At 30.2% G+C, this 18,296-nt stretch carries 15 protein-coding genes and 1 riboswitch; of the genes, 12 read left to right on the top strand and 3 right to left on the bottom strand.

The genetic code is table 11. The features are described from left to right. Positions 1-123 precede the first annotated feature (123 nt). Entirely contained in the window at positions 124-654 is a 531-nt protein-coding gene (gene hpf / locus KQI86_RS17385) for a ribosome hibernation-promoting factor, HPF/YfiA family (protein ID WP_216440682.1), read from the top strand. A gap of 25 nt (positions 655-679) precedes the next feature. Here hpf and KQI86_RS17380 read toward each other — a convergent pair whose 3' ends face one another. After that, positions 680-1,453, bottom strand: coding sequence for a hypothetical protein (locus tag KQI86_RS17380; RefSeq protein ID WP_216440681.1), 774 nt, complete (start codon positions 1,451-1,453; stop codon positions 680-682). Between the two features lie 174 nt (positions 1,454-1,627). Here KQI86_RS17380 and secA point away from each other — a divergent pair, with 174 nt between their 5' ends. Together secA and prfB are read left to right on the top strand one after the other, a co-directional pair. Continuing rightward, entirely contained in the window at positions 1,628-4,138 is a 2,511-nt protein-coding gene (secA, locus tag KQI86_RS17375) for a preprotein translocase subunit SecA (RefSeq protein WP_216440849.1), read from the top strand. Positions 4,139-4,154: 16 nt separating this feature from the next. Beyond that, a protein-coding gene (gene prfB / locus KQI86_RS17370) for a peptide chain release factor 2 (protein ID WP_246582871.1) occupies positions 4,155-5,256 on the top strand; the annotation gives its coding sequence in 2 pieces (ribosomal slippage) (positions 4,155-4,232 and positions 4,234-5,256; 1,101 coding nt in all). Between the two features lie 13 nt (positions 5,257-5,269). On the opposite strand, the gene KQI86_RS17365 is transcribed toward prfB, so the two are convergent. Beyond that, positions 5,270-6,622, bottom strand: a complete 1,353-nt coding sequence (locus KQI86_RS17365) for a M28 family metallopeptidase (protein ID WP_216440680.1) — start codon at positions 6,620-6,622, stop codon at positions 5,270-5,272. A gap of 104 nt (positions 6,623-6,726) precedes the next feature. On the opposite strand from KQI86_RS17365, the gene KQI86_RS17360 reads away from it, so the two are divergent. The 7 genes from KQI86_RS17360 to KQI86_RS17330 all read left to right on the top strand — a co-directional run bounded on the left by KQI86_RS17360 (position 6,727) and on the right by KQI86_RS17330 (position 15,410). After that, on the top strand, positions 6,727-8,886 hold the full coding sequence (locus tag KQI86_RS17360) for a Tex family protein (protein ID WP_216440679.1): 2,160 nt from the start codon (positions 6,727-6,729) through the stop codon (positions 8,884-8,886). Between the two features lie 66 nt (positions 8,887-8,952). Continuing rightward, a riboswitch (FMN riboswitch) is annotated at positions 8,953-9,067 on the top strand. An 87-nt stretch (positions 9,068-9,154) separates the two neighbouring features. Continuing rightward, positions 9,155-9,772 (top strand): ECF transporter S component, encoded by a 618-nt coding sequence (locus KQI86_RS17355; RefSeq protein WP_216440678.1) that lies wholly within the window; start codon positions 9,155-9,157, stop codon positions 9,770-9,772. 243 nt (positions 9,773-10,015) lie between these two features. Further along, a complete protein-coding gene (locus tag KQI86_RS17350; RefSeq protein WP_216440677.1) occupies positions 10,016-11,599 on the top strand; it encodes a hypothetical protein in 1,584 nt (527 codons plus the stop codon). A 27-nt stretch (positions 11,600-11,626) separates the two neighbouring features. After that, positions 11,627-11,890, top strand: coding sequence for an EscU/YscU/HrcU family type III secretion system export apparatus switch protein (locus KQI86_RS17345; RefSeq protein ID WP_216440676.1), 264 nt, complete (start codon positions 11,627-11,629; stop codon positions 11,888-11,890). 4 nt (positions 11,891-11,894) lie between these two features. After that, positions 11,895-12,581: a metallophosphoesterase gene (locus tag KQI86_RS17340; RefSeq protein ID WP_216440675.1), complete on the top strand. Its 687-nt coding sequence runs from the start codon at positions 11,895-11,897 to the stop codon at positions 12,579-12,581. A 76-nt stretch (positions 12,582-12,657) separates the two neighbouring features. Next, on the top strand, positions 12,658-12,942 hold the full coding sequence (locus KQI86_RS17335; RefSeq protein WP_216440674.1) for an ArsR/SmtB family transcription factor: 285 nt from the start codon (positions 12,658-12,660) through the stop codon (positions 12,940-12,942). 20 nt (positions 12,943-12,962) lie between these two features. Then, positions 12,963-15,410, top strand: coding sequence for a CoA-disulfide reductase (locus KQI86_RS17330; protein WP_216440673.1), 2,448 nt, complete (start codon positions 12,963-12,965; stop codon positions 15,408-15,410). 162 nt (positions 15,411-15,572) lie between these two features. Here the strand turns inward: KQI86_RS17330 and KQI86_RS17325 are convergent, their stop codons facing one another. Beyond that, positions 15,573-16,439 carry a DUF2225 domain-containing protein gene (locus KQI86_RS17325; protein WP_216440672.1) on the bottom strand — a complete coding sequence of 289 codons (867 nt, stop codon included), beginning with the start codon at positions 16,437-16,439 and terminating at the stop codon, positions 15,573-15,575. Positions 16,440-16,567: 128 nt separating this feature from the next. Here KQI86_RS17325 and yjbM point away from each other — a divergent pair, with 128 nt between their 5' ends. Then, entirely contained in the window at positions 16,568-17,356 is a 789-nt protein-coding gene (yjbM, locus tag KQI86_RS17320) for a GTP diphosphokinase (RefSeq protein WP_216440671.1), read from the top strand. A 226-nt stretch (positions 17,357-17,582) separates the two neighbouring features. Further along, positions 17,583-18,296 (top strand): ABC transporter ATP-binding protein, encoded by a 714-nt coding sequence (locus KQI86_RS17315; protein WP_246582870.1) that lies wholly within the window; start codon positions 17,583-17,585, stop codon positions 18,294-18,296.

Below are 18,296 nucleotides of genomic sequence, written 5' to 3'. Positions count from 1 at the left end.
TATTATATTTAATATTTTGTAAATTTAGATAATTTAACTTGTAATTTATACTCAACAGTATTAAAATAAAGGTAACAAAACAAACATTACTCTTTTATAAGAGTATAGGGAGGGGCTGAATGTATGAAAATTATAGTGAATGGCAAGAATATTGAAATTACAAATGCATTAAGAAATGTAGTTGAAAAGAAATTAGATAAATTAGATAAGTACTTTAGTCCAAATGTAGAAGCCCACGCTACATTGAGTGTACAAAAAAGTAGGCAAATAATAGAAGTAACAATTCCTTTCAATGGAGTAATCTTAAGAGGGGAAGAGGCAACTGAAGATATGTACGCTTCAATTGATTTAGTGGTGGATAAACTAGAAAGACAGATAAGAAAACAAAAAACTAAACTTCAAAAAAGGCTTCATGGTGATTCACTTAAATTCCAATTTATACCTGACGAAGAACGTAAGGATGTACAGGAGCCTAGAATAGTAAAAACAAAAAAATTTGCTATAAAGCCGATGTCAGATGAGGAAGCTTTGCTTCAAATGGAACTTTTAGGACATAATTTCTTTGTTTATGAGAGTGCAGATACTGGCGATGTAAATGTAATTTATAAAAGAAAAGACGGAAATTATGGACTTATTGAACCAGAATTTGAATAATTAACATAATATATAAAAGAGGAGACTATGTCTCCTCTTTTAAGTTTAGCCAATAGGATAGATTATCTAAGTTTTCTACAATAATATCTACATCATAGGGTGATTTTATATACTCTTCAAGTTCTAGTTTGTTTTTTAAAATCAATGCAATTTTGCATCCGTTCTTTTGTAATTCTAAATTATCGTTCCTAAATTTAGAAGTTACCAATATAGTATCTTTAGTATCTATATTAAATTTTTTAAATAGATAAGTCGTATTATAGTAAGGAGGGCAATCAGGTATTATCAATCTATTTTTATAGAAGGTTTTAATGTATTTTAAACTGCAATTATCATTACATGCTATACAGGTGTCAAACCTATTAGTACATAAATTTGAAGAAAATATTAATGGAATATTAAAATTATTTATTGTAGTCATATCTTTTTTTGGTATTTCATTAGTATTAATTATAATTAAGTTTGGATCTATAAAATCTATTTTGATATTACATAAATAAAGGTCATGAAAATCCATTGTATAGCTTATAGGATAGATATTTATTTTACTATAAATACTCTTGCAATAATCTAATAATAGATAAGATGGAGTTAAAACGTTATAAAAGTTACATTTTATGCTAAGATTACTTATGGTTGAGTATAGACTTTGTCTGCTAATATCGCAGCTATATGTAGCAAAATATCTTTTGTTTATTGGGATTTTATTAATAAATTTAATCCATTCCATCCTCTCTTGAGGAGAATTATATAAAAAATCTTCAATTATAAACAAGTAATTTTTATACTTGGATATCATAAAATCACTCCCAAATCATTATAGTTTTATTATAATAGGAAAAAGTTACTATTGTAAAATAATATTTAACAATTTGTGTATTAGCTCTATATTAAGTTGAACGCATATAAATTAGATGGTATAATCTATAAAGATAAGGATAATTAGAAATTTGAAATAGTGAGGATGAAAAAGATGAGGTTATTTGAGAAACTATTCGGCACATATAGTGATAGAGAATTAAAGAGAATAATCCCTATGGTAGATAAAATAGATGCTTTAGACTCAAAGATGCAAGGGCTTACTGATGAAGAATTAAGAGCAAAGACAGATGAGTTTAAAGATAGATTAGCTAAGGGAGAAACTTTAGATGATATTTTAATAGAAGCTTTTGCAGTAGTTAGAGAAGCTTCATGGAGAGTTATAGGATTAAAACATTACAGGGAGCAGCTAATGGGAGGTATAGTTCTTCACCAGGGAAGAATTGCAGAAATGAAGACTGGTGAAGGTAAGACATTAGTTGCTACTTTGCCGTCCTATTTAAATGGACTTTCAGGTAATGGAGTACATATAGTTACAGTTAACGACTACTTGGCTAAAAGAGATAGTGAGCTTATGGGCCCTATTCATGAATTTTTAGGATTAAAGGTAGGCGTTATTCTTCATGAATTAGAGCAAGGAGAAAGGCAGGAAGCTTATAATTGTGATATAACCTATGGTACAAATAGTGAGTTTGGTTTCGATTACTTAAGAGACAACATGGTAATATATAAGGAAGAAAAAGTTCAAAGGGGTTTAAATTTTGCTATAGTAGACGAAGTTGACTCCATATTGATAGATGAAGCTAGAACTCCTCTTATAATATCTGGCCAAGGAGAAAAGTCTACAGAGTTTTATAGAGTAGCAGACTATTTTGCTAAATCTCTTATGAAGGATAAAGATTTCACGGTGGATGAAAAAGCCAATGCAGTTTTATTAACAGATGATGGAGTAGTTAAAGCAGAAGAATTTTTTAAATTAGAAAACTATGCAGATTCAGAGAATATGGAAGTGCAGCATCACGTAGTTCAAGCGTTAAAAGCTAACTATATGATGAAAGTAGATAAAGACTACATCGTAAGAGATGGCGAAATAATGATAGTAGATGAGTTTACAGGTAGAGTTATGGATGGAAGAAGATATAGCGACGGACTTCACCAAGCCATAGAAGCTAAAGAAGGAGTTAAGGTAGAAAGAGAATCTAAAACATTAGCAACAATAACTTACCAAAATTACTTTAGAATGTTTAATAAATTGTCAGGTATGACAGGTACAGCACTAACAGAAGAAAATGAATTTAGAGAAATATACGGTTTAGACGTAATTTTAGTACCGACTCACAAGCCAGTTGTAAGAAAAGACCAGCCAGACTTAGTTTACAAGACAGCTAAAGGTAAATACAAAGCTATAGTAGAAGAGATAGCAGAGACTAATAAAAAAGGTCAACCAGTTCTTGTAGGTACTGTAAGCATTGAAAAATCAGAATTAATATCTGACATGCTAAAGAAAAAGGGAGTTAAGCATCAGGTGCTAAATGCTAAATATCATGAAAAAGAAGCAGAAATAGTTTCTCGTGCTGGTGAATATGGAGCAGTAACTATAGCTACTAATATGGCAGGGCGTGGTACTGACATTAAACTAGGTGATGGTGTAGTAGAAGTAGGCGGTCTTAAGATCATAGGTACTGAAAGACATGAATCAAGAAGAATTGATAACCAGTTAAGAGGACGTTCAGGACGTCAAGGGGACCCAGGGGAATCAAGATTTTACGTTTCACTAGAAGATGATTTGATGAGAATATTCGGTTCTGATAAATTACAGGGAGTAGTTGAAAAATTAGGCCTTGGTGATGATGAAGCCATAGAAAGTAAGATGGTTAGTAGTGCCATAGAAAATGCTCAAAAGAAAGTTGAAGGTAATAACTTCGATATCAGAAAGACATTAATACAGTATGATGATGTAATAAATCAGCAAAGAGAGATAATCTACAAACAAAGATCTCAAGTTCTTGAAGGAGAAGATTTAAAAGAACAAGTTCAAGATATGATAAGAGATTCAGTATACTCTGTTGTAGATTCACATATTTCTGGAGTACAAGAAGAGTTTGAAAATGAATTGACAAACTTAATAAATTATCTAGAAGATATGTACCTTCCAAAGGATTATGTAAAAGTAGAACAACTATCTGGATTAACAAATGCGGAAATAAAAGAAAAGTTGCTTACTATAGCTCAGAATATGTATATGGATAAAGAAGAAGATTTTGGTATTGAGCAAATGAGAGAAATCGAAAGAGTTATACTTCTAAGAGTTGTTGATACAAAATGGATGGATCACATAGATAATATGGATCATCTAAAACAAGGTATAGGTCTTAGAGCATATAAGCAACAAGATCCTGTTCAGGCTTATCAGTTTGAAGGAAGCCAGATGTTCGATGAAATGATTTATAACATAAAAATAGACACAATAAAATATCTTTTCAGGGTTCAAATACAAGCTGCTCCAGAAAGAGAAAGAGTAGCTAAAGAAACAGCTACTAATCAAGGTGGAGATGATTCAGTTAAAAGAGAACCTATAAGAAAAGAAAATAAAATCGGTAGAAATGAACCATGCACTTGTGGTAGTGGAAGAAAATATAAAAATTGTTGTGGAAGAGAAGCTTAATAGGAGTTGAGTGCGGATGTTTTTGGAATTAGATTCAACAATAGATGAATTAAATTCTTTTGAGTCAAACCTTAATGAAATAGGGGATTCACTTTGACTTAGATAAAATTAAGTTAAGAATGGATGAATTACAAAATATAATGGGAGAAGCAGACTTCTGGAGTGATTTGAAAAGAGCTCAAGAAATTACTCAAGAAGAAAAGTTTCTTAAAGCAAGGTATGAAAGATTTAAGGATTTTCAGTACAGAGTAGAAGATGCAAGGATTCTTTGTGATTTAATTAGAGAGGAAGAGGACTCTTCTTCTCTAAAAGAACTGTTAAATGAAGTAGAAGAATTGGGATCTAGCATAGAAACTTTTAGAATTGAAATTCTCTTAAGTGGTGAATATGATAGAAATAATGCTATAATAACTCTTCACTCGGGAGTTGGAGGTACAGATGCTCAGGATTGGACTGAAATGCTTTTAAGAATGTATACTAGATGGTCTGATAAGAAAGGGTATAAAGTAGAAACCTTAGACTTACTTCCAGGAGATGAAGCAGGGATAAAAAGTGTTACTTTAAAAATTAGTGGAGATTTTGCATATGGATATCTAAAAGCAGAGAAAGGTATTCATAGACTTGTAAGAATTTCACCATTTAATGCTAATGGGAAAAGACAAACATCATTTTCTTCACTAGAAGTATTGCCAGAACTTACTGAAGGTCAAGATATAGAAATAAGACCTGAAGATTTAAAAGTAGATACCTATAGGGCAGGAGGAGCAGGAGGACAGCATGTTAATAAAACAGAATCTGCTGTTAGAATAACTCACATACCTACAGGCATAGTTGTTCAATGTCAAAATGAAAGAAGTCAGCATACAAACAGGGACTCTGCCTTAAAAATGCTTAAAGCAAAATTAGTTCAACTAAAAGAAGAAGCTCATAAGGAAAAAATAGAAGATTTAACTGGAGAGCTTAAAGATATGGGATGGGGAAGTCAAATACGTTCTTATGTATTTCACCCGTATAACTTAGTTAAAGACCATAGAACTGGAGCTGAAACCAGTAATTTAACAGCAGTTATGGATGGAGATATAGACTTATTCATAAATGAATATTTAAAGGGAATATAAAGGAAAATCCCCATTATATATGGGGATTTTTTGACCACTTTATTCTTTCTAAACTAAATAGGATTATTGAAAATGTTAATGAAATTAATGTTATAATTTTATTATATATTATAAGAGGATTATTGGCAAAAGCATGTTTAATCAGTTCTTTAGATGCGACTTTAAAGCATCTATTGATGGATTTATCACTTATAAATTCAGGTTTATCGTTTGGAGTATGAATTCTACTTAAATCATTGTCAATAAAAGTTATTGCTTCTATATTTGCATTTCTAAAGGCTTCATGGTCACTAGAATCTTGAAATAAATAATTAAAATGTATGTTCTCTTTTATACATGCCGAGGCAGCAGATTTAACAAGTGGAGAGTTTACGGAATCTTTTTCTCCGCCCATTATGCATAATGGTGCAGGATTATTAGTCCCAATCATATCAAAATTAAATACTTTGCTATCCTTTAATAAATCGCCATAGTCTTTAACAAATTCTCTAGCACCCAAACATCCAAACTCTTCTGCATTAAAACCTATAAATAAGATATTTTTCTCTGGTTGTCCTAGAGAAGATATATACCTACTCATTTCCATGATGAAAGCAATACCAGAGGCATTGTCAAGGGCACCGGCGTATAAGGTGTTATTTAAATCCGTTCCTAGGTGGTCAAAATGGGCAGATATTACTATAGGTGAAGAACTCTGGTCTTTACCAGGTATTAATCCTACTACATTACTTACGGTGGTTTTATTTATTTCATAAGGAATGTAGCAATGGATTTTATAGCCGTCTTTTAAGTAATTTTCAATTTGATTTTTAGTGTTACTTGTTATCATTAAGTAAAGATCCATTGAGGACTCAGGTAAGAATGAACTTCTAAATTCCATATTGTCATTTTCAGCTACATATAAAAGCACAGTACCTTTATCACTACCAACAGCAATGAACTCTTTATTTAAAGACACATTGTTATTTTTATCAAAAATAATATCATTTACTTTGAAGTTTATCATATCCTCTTTATAATCTTTATAATACTCAAACTCTTTAATTACTTGATTATTTTCATCTAATACCCTCAAATAAGGAGTATCATTTAGTTTTTGGGGATAATAAGTAGTAAAATTATGATAATAACTGTTATTAAACGGGAGTAAATTATTGTTCTCAAATTTTTCTTTTATAAAGTTTGCAACCTGTATATTTTCTACAGTGCCTGCTAATCTTCCTTTTAGCTCCTTCGATGAAAGGTATTGTATATCATTTTTAACATTATTAGTATCAAAATTTTCTATTCTCATAGATACTCCAAATGAGAAAAAGAAAATAATTAAAAATAGAGTAGATAAAAATCTAGATAATTTCTTAGACATAAATAACTCCTTATAAAAAATAGTGTCTTATAAAATATATTATATTGGAAAAAAATATATAACTGTTGTAAAATAAATTTGAATTAATTTTAATGGAGGTAAATATGAAAAGCATTATAGAACAATTATCTAAAGAGTTAAATATAAGTTTAAATAAGGTAAATAGCGTTATAGAATTGTTGGATCAAGGAAATACAATTCCTTTTATCGCTAGATATAGAAAGGAAGCTACGGGAGGGCTTACAGACGTAACTTTAAGAGAATTAAGTGAGAGATTATCTTATTTAAGGAATCTTGAAAGTAGAAAAGAAGATGTAGTTAGGATAATAGAAGAGCAAGGAAAGCTTACAGAAGAGTTAAAAAGAAAAATATTAACTAGCGAAACCATAACAGAAGTGGAGGACTTATATAGACCTTATAAACCTAAAAAGAGAACAAGAGCTACGATTGCAGCTGAAAAAGGATTGGAACCTTTAGCGCAAATAATAATTAGTGGAAATTTTAAAGGAAATATAAATGAGGAGGCTTCCCAATACATAAACGAAGAAAAAGGAGTAAATTCTTATGAAGAAGCTCTAGGGGGAGCTATGGATATAATTAGTGAAATAATATCTGATGATGCTGAATATAGAAAATGGATCAGAATGTATGTTAATAAAGAAGGAGTAATAGAAACAAAGGGTGAGAGCAGTGAGCCTACTCCATATGAAATGTATTATAAATATACAGAAGCTGTAAAATCAATACCTTCTCATAGGATATTAGCTATAAACAGAGGAGAAAAGGAAAAGATACTTTCAGTAAAGATAATTGTTGATATGGATAAAATTATTGATTATCTAAAAGTTAAAATATTAAAAAACAATGAAATTACTGATACATATTTAGAAAAGAGTATAGCGGACTCTTTAAAGAGGTTGATTTACCCTTCCATAGAAAGAGAAATAAAAGGGGAACTTACAGATAGGGCGGAAGAAGGAGCTATAGATATATTTAAAGCTAATTTAAATGCTCTTCTTATGCAAGCCCCTATAAAAGGAAAAGTAGTTTTAGGATATGACCCTGGATTTAGAACAGGATGTAAGATAGCAGTACTAGATGATACAGGAAAATTAATGAGTATAGCTACCATCTATCCAACGGTGCCCCAGAGAGATGTTGATGGAGCCATAAAAGTTTTAAAAGAATTAGTATATAAACATAATATAGATGTAATATCATTAGGAAATGGTACTGCAAGCAGGGAATCAGAGGAAGTTGTTGAAAGGCTTATAAGAGAAGTAAAAGAGGAAAATGGCAAGGATTTATTCTATGTTATAGTATCAGAGGCTGGAGCATCAGTTTACTCTGCTTCTGAATTAGCTGTTAAGGAATATCCAGATATTGATGTATCAATTAGAGGCGCTATATCAATAGGTCGAAGATTACAAGATCCATTATCAGAGTTAGTAAAAATAGACCCTAAGTCCATAGGAGTCGGACAATATCAACATGATGTAACGCCTAAAAAATTAGATGAGTCTTTAAAAGGTGTAGTAGAAGATTGTGTAAATACAGTAGGAGTAGATTTAAATATAGCCACTCCTGCATTACTGTCTTATATTTCAGGAATAAATTCTGCTATAGCTCAAAACATTGTAACATATCGAGAAGAAAAGGGTAAGTTTAGTAATAGAAAAGAACTTTTAAAGGTTAAAAGATTAGGAGAAAAGGCTTTTGAGCAGTGTGCAGGGTTCTTAAGAGTTATGGAAAGCAATGAACCCTTAGATAATACATCAGTGCATCCTGAATCCTATAATGCTGCAAAAAAACTTTTAAGTACTCTAGGATACAGTATTGAAGATTTAAAAAATAAAAGCTTAAAAGATGTTGAGGAGAGAGTACAGGGAATAGGTATAGATAAATTAAGTGAAGAGTTAGATATAGGAATTCCTACACTACAAGATATAATAAAGGAACTTAAAAAACCAGGCAGAGACCCTAGAGAGGAATTGCCAAAGCCAATTTTTAAAACAGGAGTAATAGATATAGCTCAATTGCAACCAGGAATGATATTAACAGGTACAGTTAGAAATGTAGCTGATTTTGGAGCTTTTGTAGATATTGGAGTACATCAAGATGGATTAGTTCATATAAGTCAACTAGCAGATAGATTTGTTAAACATCCTTTAGATGTAGTAAAGGTTGGAGATATCGTAGAAGTTAAGATATTAGAAGTAGACTTAAAAAGGAAAAGAATAGCTTTAACTATGAAGGAAATATAATATTTTATTAAAATTATGTTGAAATTTTAACAACACTGTTTTATAATGATAGTGAAAAGATAATAAGTTTATCTTCAGGGCGGGGTGTAAGTCCCCACCGGCGGTATAGCCCGCGAGCCGAGAGGCATGATTCGGTTAGATTCCGAAGCCGACAGTATAGTCTGGATGAAAGAAGGTATTGATGTAATTATGTTATTAATTGCGCCCTGACAATTTTTTGTCAGGGTTTTATTTTTTGTTAAAATATATAATGTAGGAGGAAAATAAAATGAGAAATAAAAAATTAAACAAATCAATAAAAATTACATTATTGAGTGTTATAGCTTTTTTAATAATGTACATTGAATTGCCGATACCATTTTTCCCAGAGTTTCTTAAAATAGATGTTAGTGATATACCAGCTTTGATAGGAGCCTTTGCTTTTGGTCCTTTAGAAGGAATTATTATTGAATTAATTAAAAACATATTACATGGAGTATTTGCCACTAAGACAGCTTTTATTGGTGAAGTAGCTAATTTTTTAGTAGGAGCTGTAATTGTTGGAACATCAGGAATTATATACAGAGGTAATAAAACAAAAAAATCAGCTATTTTGGCATTGGCAATAGGTTCAATAGCTATGTCCATAGCTGCAGCAATGGTTAATTACTACGTACTATTGCCTTTATATGAAAAGGTTCTTAATGTGCCAATACAAGCTTCTGTTGAATTAGCATCAAAAGTGAATCCAATGGTGACAGATTTATGGACATTTATACTTTGGACAATAGTGCCTTTTAACCTTATAAAAGGAGTATTTGTATCAATAATAACATTAGGTATGTATAAGAGTGTGTCTCCAATGCTCCATAAGGAAAATGCAGAAAATGAGCTTGCTAAAAACTAGATTTTAGATTTAAAGGTAGAAAAATAATATTTAAGAGTTATTAAAGAGTTTGCATTTTTAATTGCAAACTTTTTTAATATAATTAAATAAATTTTCTGAGAATTCATAAGTATACTTTTAACTTTTCATTTTAAACTCTTCACTCTCTGAAGAGTTTACACGATAATTATAATAATTGAATCTTATTTAGCAATTTGTAAAATACATAATAATTAAACTAAAAATTTAAGGGGGGAGAGAATTATGGCAGGCATTTGGAATGTTAATGGAGTATATGATTTAAATTCAAGTAAAATTAAAGATAAAATATCATTTCAAATAGGAGAGATGTTAGTTGGTAGAATAGTAAGTGTAGATGAATTAAAAAATGAAGTGATGCTTAGGTTATTAGACGGATGGCAGTTTCCAGCTAAATTAAACATACCTTTAGAATTTCCTCCTACTGGGCTCTTAAAATTTAAAGTTGAAGGATATGAAGATGGAAAGATAAAGTTAGTTATAGTTAATCCTAAGAAAGATGAAGAGAATTCTAATAAAGATTCTTTAGATGATATTTTGTTAAAGCATAATATTGTTATAGAAAAAGAAGAATACCCTCTTCTAGAAAAGATGACTAAACATAATATACCTCTTACTAAAGAAAATATATCAAAATTAAAAACTGTAGTTGATTTTAGAAATAAGATATTGGAGAATCCAGAGGAAGAAGAAGCTTTTATAAATAAGTATTTAGAAAGCAGAGGAATTGAAAAAAATTCAATAAAAGGTGAGAAGGTTACAAATATATTAAAGGAAGTTTTTAATGAATTAAAAACTTTAAATGAAGATGATATGCTAACTCTATTTGAAAACAACATAGACCTGACAGAAGATAATGTGGAGGGGTTTAAGAATGTTTTTAAGGGAGAGAAAGCTATATATAAAGCTATAAGCGATATAGAAAAGTATTTAGATAGTGAAATGAAAAATGGAACTGAAATGAAAAATGACGCTGAAGTGAAAAATAGTGAAATTAAAAGTAAGGAAGTAATTTTAGAAGAAAGTGAAACTAAAAAAAGTAGTGACTCAGAAGCTGTTAAAGATAAATCTATTGGAAAAGATATAAATAGAGATATAAACAAAGATATAAATAGAGAAAAAAATTTAAATGATAATAAGATAGATAAAAATAGTAGCGTAACCGTGGCAAATAAAGAAAATGACAATATCACATTAAAAGAAAAAGAAATTATCAGTCTAGATAAAACTGTTATTAAAAATAAACCTAAAGAGGAGCTTTGGAAGGAAGTAAAGAATGAGATAAACTCTAAGCTAGAAGAAATGAAAGAAACATTAAAATCTATTTTAGATGTAAAGAGCAAAGTCAGGGTAGAAGCTTACGATAAAGTCATAGATTGGATAAAAGAGAATGTAAATAATTTTAAAGTATATAATACCATGTCTAATGAATATTACTATATGGATATACCTTTAAAATTAAATAAAGAAAACTATGATTGTAAATTAATAATCAAAGATGAAAGAAAAAAAGGGAAAAAAATAGATAGTAAAAATGTAAAGATTGCTACATCTATAAAAACTGTAAATATGGGAACTGTGGATGCTTTTATATGTGTAAATAATAGCAATATGAATGTAGATATTAAGTGTTATCCCCAGTGGACGAAAGTAATAGACAATGGAAAGGATAAAATGTTGAATGACTTAGCACAAATGGGGTATAATGTACTCATCAAAGTAGAAGAGAAAAAGGAAGATTTTAATATTGTAAATTGTAGAGAATTTTTTGTTGATAATAATTTAGGAAGCATTAATGTTAAGGTATGATTCTCTTTAATTTTAGGGGGATTATTTATGAAAAAGAAAAAGGCAGCAGCTTTAAAATATGAAAATGGATACAGCGCTCCAATAGTTACAGCTACAGGTATGGGATATATTGCAGATAAGATAATTGAAAAAGCTGAAGAAAAAAATATACCAGTAGTGTATGATCAAGAGTTGGCAAATTTGCTTACTAGTGTGGATGTAGGGGATTCAATACCATTCGAATTATATGATGCTATAGCTAAAGTAATAGCATACGTAGTTGATATAGATGAAATGATAGACAGAGGGTGACTATATGGCAATTTATGCGATTTCAGATTTTCATTTGGCTTTTACTACTGAAAAGCCTATGGATGTATTTGGAGAAAAATGGTTTAAACATGAAGAAAAAATAAAATATAATTGGATTAATACAATAAGTAATGAAGATACTGTGCTTGTAGCGGGAGATATATCTTGGTCTATGAAAATAGATGAAAGTATTATGGATTTAGAATGGATTCACAAACTTCCAGGGAAGAAAATATTTGTGAAAGGAAATCATGATTATTGGTGGAATAGCATAAGCAAATTAAATAATCTATATGACGATATGAATTTCATTCAAAACAATCATTTTTCCTATGGCGAATACGCTATATGTGGAACAAGAGGATGGATATGCCCAGGTGGAGAAAAATTTACAGAACATGATGAAAAGATATACAAGAGAGAATTAATAAGATTAAGACTTTCTTTAGAGTCAGCAGTAAAAGAGGGATTTAATAAATTTATTGTTATGCTTCATTATCCTCCAACCTATGACAGAAGAGAAGAATCAGGGTTCATTGATATACTTAAAGAGTACAATGTAGAAAAGGTAATTTATGGGCATTTGCATGGTATTCCAAAAGAGAAGGTTTTTCAGGGGAAATTAGGAGGAATAGAATATATTTTAACTTCTTGTGATTATTTAGATTTTATGCCTACAAAAATATTATAATTTTTGTAGGATAATTTATTGACAACTATATTCAAAAATCGTAATATATAAATATAATGATGGAGGTAATTTAAACATGGATAACTATAATATAAAAGATTTTAATGAGAGAGCAGAATTATTAAAGGTGTTAGCCCACCCTGTTAGATTATGTATAGTTAAAGGCTTAATAGAAAAGGGAGAGTGTAATGTAACACATATGCAAAATTGTCTTGATATGCCTCAATCTACAATATCACAGCACTTACAGAAACTAAGAACTGCTGGAATTATAAAGGGTGAAAGAAATGGACTAGAGATAAATTATAGTATTTGTAATGATGTAACAATAAAATTAATTCAATCCCTATTTGAAGAATAGAGTTTTATGGAGGGAAAAATATGAATAAAAAAGTTTTAATAGTAGGTGGAGTAGCAGGAGGTGCTTCTGCAGCGGCAAGGCTTAGAAGGTTAAATGAATCTATAGAGATTATAATGTTTGAAAAGGGAGAATATATATCTTTTGCTAATTGCGGATTGCCATATCATATAGGAGAAACCATAAAGGAAAGAGAAAATCTTATATTACAAACACCAGAGGAGATGGGAAAGAAGTTTAATATTGACATAAGGGTAAAAAGTGAAGTAATAGGAATAGATACTAAGAATAAAAATGTGAAGGTAAATAGTAAGGAGAGAGGAATATATGAAGAAACATATGATTATTTAATTCTATCTCCTGGAGCAAAGCCAATAAGGCCAGCTATTAAAGGGATTGAGAGTAAGAAAATATTTACTTTAAGAAACATACCTGACATGGATAAAATAAAGTCTTATGTAGATAATGAAAAGGTTAAAAGTGCAGTGGTCATAGGTGGAGGATATATTGGAGTAGAGATGGCTGAAAACTTAATCCATAAAGGAATTGCAACAACCTTAGTAGAGGCTGCTCCACATATTTTAGCTCCTTTTGATTCTGATATGGTTACTTATGCAGAAAAAGAGCTTGAGGATAATGGTGTATCTTTAATATTAAATAATGGTGTTAAAGCTTTTAAAGACAATGATGAAAATATAGAAGTCACATTAAATAATGGGCACACATTGAATGCTCATATAGTTGTATTAGCTATAGGAGTTAAACCTGATACTGAATTCATAAAAGATAGCGGCATAGAATTAGGAGCAAAAGGACATATTTTAGTAAAGGAAAACATGGAAACCAATGTTTCTAATGTATATTCAGTAGGAGATGCTATAGAAGTTATAGACTTTATAAATAATAAAAAAACTGCTATACCTCTTGCAGGTCCAGCAAATAAACAGGGAAGGATAGCTGCTGATAATGTATGTGGAATAGACTCAAAATATAAAGGAACTCAAGGAACTTCAATAATTAAAGTCTTTGATTTAACAGCTGCAAGTACAGGAAATAATGAAAGAGTGTTGAAAAATTTAAATATGGATTATAAGGTAGTGTATATTCATCCACAATCTCATGCGTCATATTATCCTGGTGCAATCCCAATGTGTATAAAAGTAATATTCGATGATAAAGGTAAAATATTAGGGGCTCAGGGCTGCGGATATGATGGTGTTGATAAGAGAATAGATGTTATAGCAACTGCCATTAGATTTGGTGGTACAATTTATGATTTAAAGGAGCTAGAACTTTCCTATGCACCGCCTTATTCTTCAGCTAAAGATCCAGTAAATATGGCAGGATTTTTAGCCGAAAATATGTTAGAGAATATAGTGGAAATGATATCAGTAGGAGAGTTAGATAATAGAGACAAGAACAGAAGTATACTTTTAGATGTTAGAACAGAGTTAGAATATTTTGGTGGCAACTTAGAAGGTTCTGTTAATATTCCACTACAAGAGTTAAGAAGCAAGTTAAATGAATTAGATAAACATAAAGAAATAATAGTATATTGCCAAATAGGTTTAAGAGGATATATAGCCTATAGGATATTAAAAGCCAATGGTTTCAATGTAAAAAACCTGAATGGAGGATACAAAACTTATACTATGAGTAAGTTTACTCCCAAAAGAGTTGAAGAAAAAATTACTAATAACTCACAAAAAGGAGATAAAGAAGCTATGGATAAAGTGGATAAAGAAATAGATATCTGTGGATTAAGCTGTCCTGGACCTTTGATGCAGGTAAGTAAGACCGTAGAATTCATGGAAGATGGAGAAATTTTAAAAGCTAAAGCTTCTGATCCTGGATTTTTGGGGGATATAAAAGCTTGGTGCCAAAGGACTAACAATGAATTAATAGACTTAAAGAAGGAAAAGGGAATAATTGTAGCTACTATAAGAAAAGGAAATATAGACGAACTTAAGAATAGTGATATAGCAATTACTTCTAATAAGAAGGACAACAAAACTATTGTAGTATTTAGTGGAGACTTAGATAAGGCAATTGCCTCTTTTATAATAGCTAACGGCGCAGCATCAATGGGCAAGAAGGTTACCATGTTCTTTACATTCTGGGGGTTAAATATATTAAGAAAACCAGAGAAAACAAAGGTTGAAAAAGGATTCATGGACAAAATGTTTGCAGCCATGATGCCAAGGGGAAGTAAAAAGTTAAAGCTTTCTAATATGAATATGATGGGCATGGGATCTAAAATGATAAGAAGGGTAATGAAGGATAAAAATATAACTTCTTTGGAAGATCTTATAAAGGCTGCGATAGATAATAGAATAAACATAGTAGCTTGTCAAATGTCTATGGATGTTATGGGATTGAAAAAAGAAGAGTTGATAGATGGAGTAGAAATAGGAGGGGTTGGATACTACTTAGGTGAAGCAGAAGATTCAAATGTGAATCTATTTATTTAAGTTAGAATTGATAGTGTATGGGTTATAGCTATTGAAGAGGTTGTTCTTGTGGACAACCTCTTTATTTCCATACATTTCTATGAATTGTTCAACACTCTTATTTTCAGAAGTTCTGTAATTCATTTTAAACCGTAAATTATTAATTTTAAATCAAATAAAGTACTATCTATTAAAGAATTTAGAAAAAATTCCTTTTTTAGATTCTTCTTTAATATCGGTAGTAATATTATCTTCTTCTTCATTTGACTGATTAGCTTCTTGCTCTTCTTTTATTAAATCTTTACCATCCCTCGCTAATTCTTTTAATTTTTGAGAGACTCCAGGAGTTGTGATAACTTGGCTATACCAAAGTAATGCATTATCATATTCTCCAATTCTTCTATGGATCTCTCCTATAAGATACATTACTGTATATTTATTCATTCCATAAAAAGGAAAGGATTCATTGAAAAAAGCATGATTAAATCCCTCTAAAGCTTGCCTTAAGAAGGTTATCTCGTTTTCTTCATCTTTTAAAAGCCTGTACATCCATGCAAGTTTTAGACAAGTTAATGCTTTCTTACTTGATTTTGAACCTATTACAGCATAGTTTAATAATGCTAACTTATATCTTTCAATAGCTATGTTTTCATCATAATTTTCAGGATATTGTCTATATTTCCATCTTGCTTTAATTACTTTTTCGATTTTCTTAATTTCACGTTCTTTAAGGTTTTCAAAATCTACTTTTAAAGCAGCATAGCCGCAGCTATTGCATAGCCAAACATCATAGAAGTAAGGATTAATAGTAAGATATCTTATAAAGAAGTCTGAGTCTTTCTTACCAATTCTATAGTAAGATGACTTTACTGACTTTGCTTTAAAGGCATATCCACATACAGGACATATTACTGACTTATTATATAAAGGAGAGTTTATTGAAGATTTTCTATCATCTTTTTCTTCATCATCTGTATCCTTATATATTTTTATATCCTCTATATCCTGAAATCCAAGTTTCTCTAAACCTGAAAAAATATTGTTGTTCATATAACTCAACCTCTAATCCTTATTTTGTTAATATAAAGATATTATATCAAAAAATAAGAAAAATGTATTATTTATTCTTTCTTAATGTATTATAATGATAATGAAGGAACTTAAGAAGGGGGATATTTATGGCTATAAGAGAATGGAAGACTTTCCTAATACCCTATGAGCAAGCTGTAGAAGAATTGAAAGTAAAATTTAGAAGTATAAGAACAGAATGTAGGAGAAAAAATGAATATTCACCTGTAGAATTTGTAACTGGTAGAGTGAAAGAAGTGTCTAGCATTCTAGAGAAGGCAAACAAATTTAATATACCTTTAGATAGGATAGAATATGAAATGGAAGATATAGCTGGCATTAGAGTAATGTGCCAATTTGTAGATGATGTAGAGAGAGTTGTTAGCATAATGAGACAGAGAAATGATTTGCAAATTATGTATGAAAAAGATTATGTAACTTATGTTAAATCCAGCGGCTATAGGAGCTATCATGTAATAATAAAATATCCTGTAAATATGGCAGAAGGAACAAAGGAAATATTAGCTGAGTTTCAAATTAGAACATTAGCTATGAATTTTTGGGCGACTATTGAACATTCACTAAATTATAAGTATAAACATGACATACCTTTGGAAATAAAGCATAAGCTTAAAGGTGCCGCGGATGCAGCTTTTCAACTAGATCAACAAATGTTAGAAATAAAAGATGAGATTAAGGATGCACAAAAGTTATTTGAAATAAAATCAAATATAGTTTCAGATGTTATGGATAATATACTTACTTTATCATCTATTGGGAAATCAGCAGAATCCTTAAGATATCAAACTCAATTAAATAAACTAATAGAAGAAGGAGAAATATTTGAATTAAATAATTTATTAAGATCAACAGAAAAAACATTAGAAATATATAGATAAATCTAGTATATAGATGAATATAGTATATAGTATATAAATAAATATAATATATAGATAAATCTAGAGATGAAAATCTTCTAGATTTTTATTTTTTATTACTATATTATAGTAATAAGACCTATTTCTTAAAAAATCCTTAAAATTAGCTATTATTAGCAAATTCTATATATTTTTACGTATTATTAATGTAAAATATGAATAGGTATACTAGGAGGTGAGGATATAGTTGGAAAGTATAATTGAATTGAATAATGTACGAAAAGTTTACAGAATGGGAGAAGAAAAAATAATTGCTCTAGATGATATTAACCTTAAAGTATATGCTGGAGAAGTTTTATGTCTTTTAGGGACTTCTGGATCTGGTAAAAGTACTTTATTAAACATGATGGCTGGCTTGGAAAAACCAACTAAGGGAGAAATCATTATAAAAAATAATCATATTGAAAAAATGAGCGAAGACCATCTAGCAATGTTTAGGCAGAAATACATAGGATTTGTGTTTCAGTCTTATAATTTATTACCTACTTTTTCTGCATTAGAAAATGTAACTCTACCTTTGATATTCAGAAATGCAAGTAAAGCTCAAAGGGAGAATAGGGCAAAAAAAATGCTAGAGGCGGTAGGATTAGAAAAAAGGCTTTATCATAAACCATCTCAGATGAGTGGGGGGCAACAACAGAGGGTGAGTATAGCAAGGGCTTTTGTGAATAATCCTAACATAGTTTTTGCGGACGAGCCTACGGGAAACCTTGATACAAGAACCACATTAGAAATAATGGATCTAATTAAAGGTATGGCTAAAGAACACAATCAAACACTGATTATAGTAACACATGATGTAGAGATATCCTCTTATGCAGACAGAATTGTCTATATAAGAGACGGTAATATAGAAAAAATAGTAAATAATAAAAATATAGAAGTTAAGGGAGAAGCATAA

Origin of the sequence: Clostridium mobile (genome assembly GCF_018918285.1) — a bacterium.
GTDB lineage: Bacteria > Bacillota > Clostridia > Clostridiales > Clostridiaceae > Clostridium_AW > Clostridium_AW mobile.
This window is presented reverse-complemented; position numbering and strand designations above follow the sequence as displayed.

Excerpts from the sequence above, each read along its gene's own strand:
- hpf (WP_216440682.1), top strand. The coding sequence starts at position 124 with ATGAAAATTATAGTGAATGGCAAGAATATTGAAATTACAAATGCATTA.
- KQI86_RS17380 (WP_216440681.1), bottom strand. The coding sequence starts at position 1,453 with ATGATATCCAAGTATAAAAATTACTTGTTTATAATTGAAGATTTTTTA.
- secA (WP_216440849.1), top strand. The coding sequence starts at position 1,628 with ATGAGGTTATTTGAGAAACTATTCGGCACATATAGTGATAGAGAATTA.
- KQI86_RS17365 (WP_216440680.1), bottom strand. The coding sequence starts at position 6,622 with ATGTCTAAGAAATTATCTAGATTTTTATCTACTCTATTTTTAATTATT.
- KQI86_RS17360 (WP_216440679.1), top strand. The coding sequence starts at position 6,727 with ATGAAAAGCATTATAGAACAATTATCTAAAGAGTTAAATATAAGTTTA.
- KQI86_RS17355 (WP_216440678.1), top strand. The coding sequence starts at position 9,155 with ATGAGAAATAAAAAATTAAACAAATCAATAAAAATTACATTATTGAGT.
- KQI86_RS17350 (WP_216440677.1), top strand. The coding sequence starts at position 10,016 with ATGGCAGGCATTTGGAATGTTAATGGAGTATATGATTTAAATTCAAGT.
- KQI86_RS17345 (WP_216440676.1), top strand. The coding sequence starts at position 11,627 with ATGAAAAAGAAAAAGGCAGCAGCTTTAAAATATGAAAATGGATACAGC.
- KQI86_RS17340 (WP_216440675.1), top strand. The coding sequence starts at position 11,895 with ATGGCAATTTATGCGATTTCAGATTTTCATTTGGCTTTTACTACTGAA.
- KQI86_RS17335 (WP_216440674.1), top strand. The coding sequence starts at position 12,658 with ATGGATAACTATAATATAAAAGATTTTAATGAGAGAGCAGAATTATTA.
- KQI86_RS17330 (WP_216440673.1), top strand. The coding sequence starts at position 12,963 with ATGAATAAAAAAGTTTTAATAGTAGGTGGAGTAGCAGGAGGTGCTTCT.
- KQI86_RS17325 (WP_216440672.1), bottom strand. The coding sequence starts at position 16,439 with ATGAACAACAATATTTTTTCAGGTTTAGAGAAACTTGGATTTCAGGAT.
- yjbM (WP_216440671.1), top strand. The coding sequence starts at position 16,568 with ATGGCTATAAGAGAATGGAAGACTTTCCTAATACCCTATGAGCAAGCT.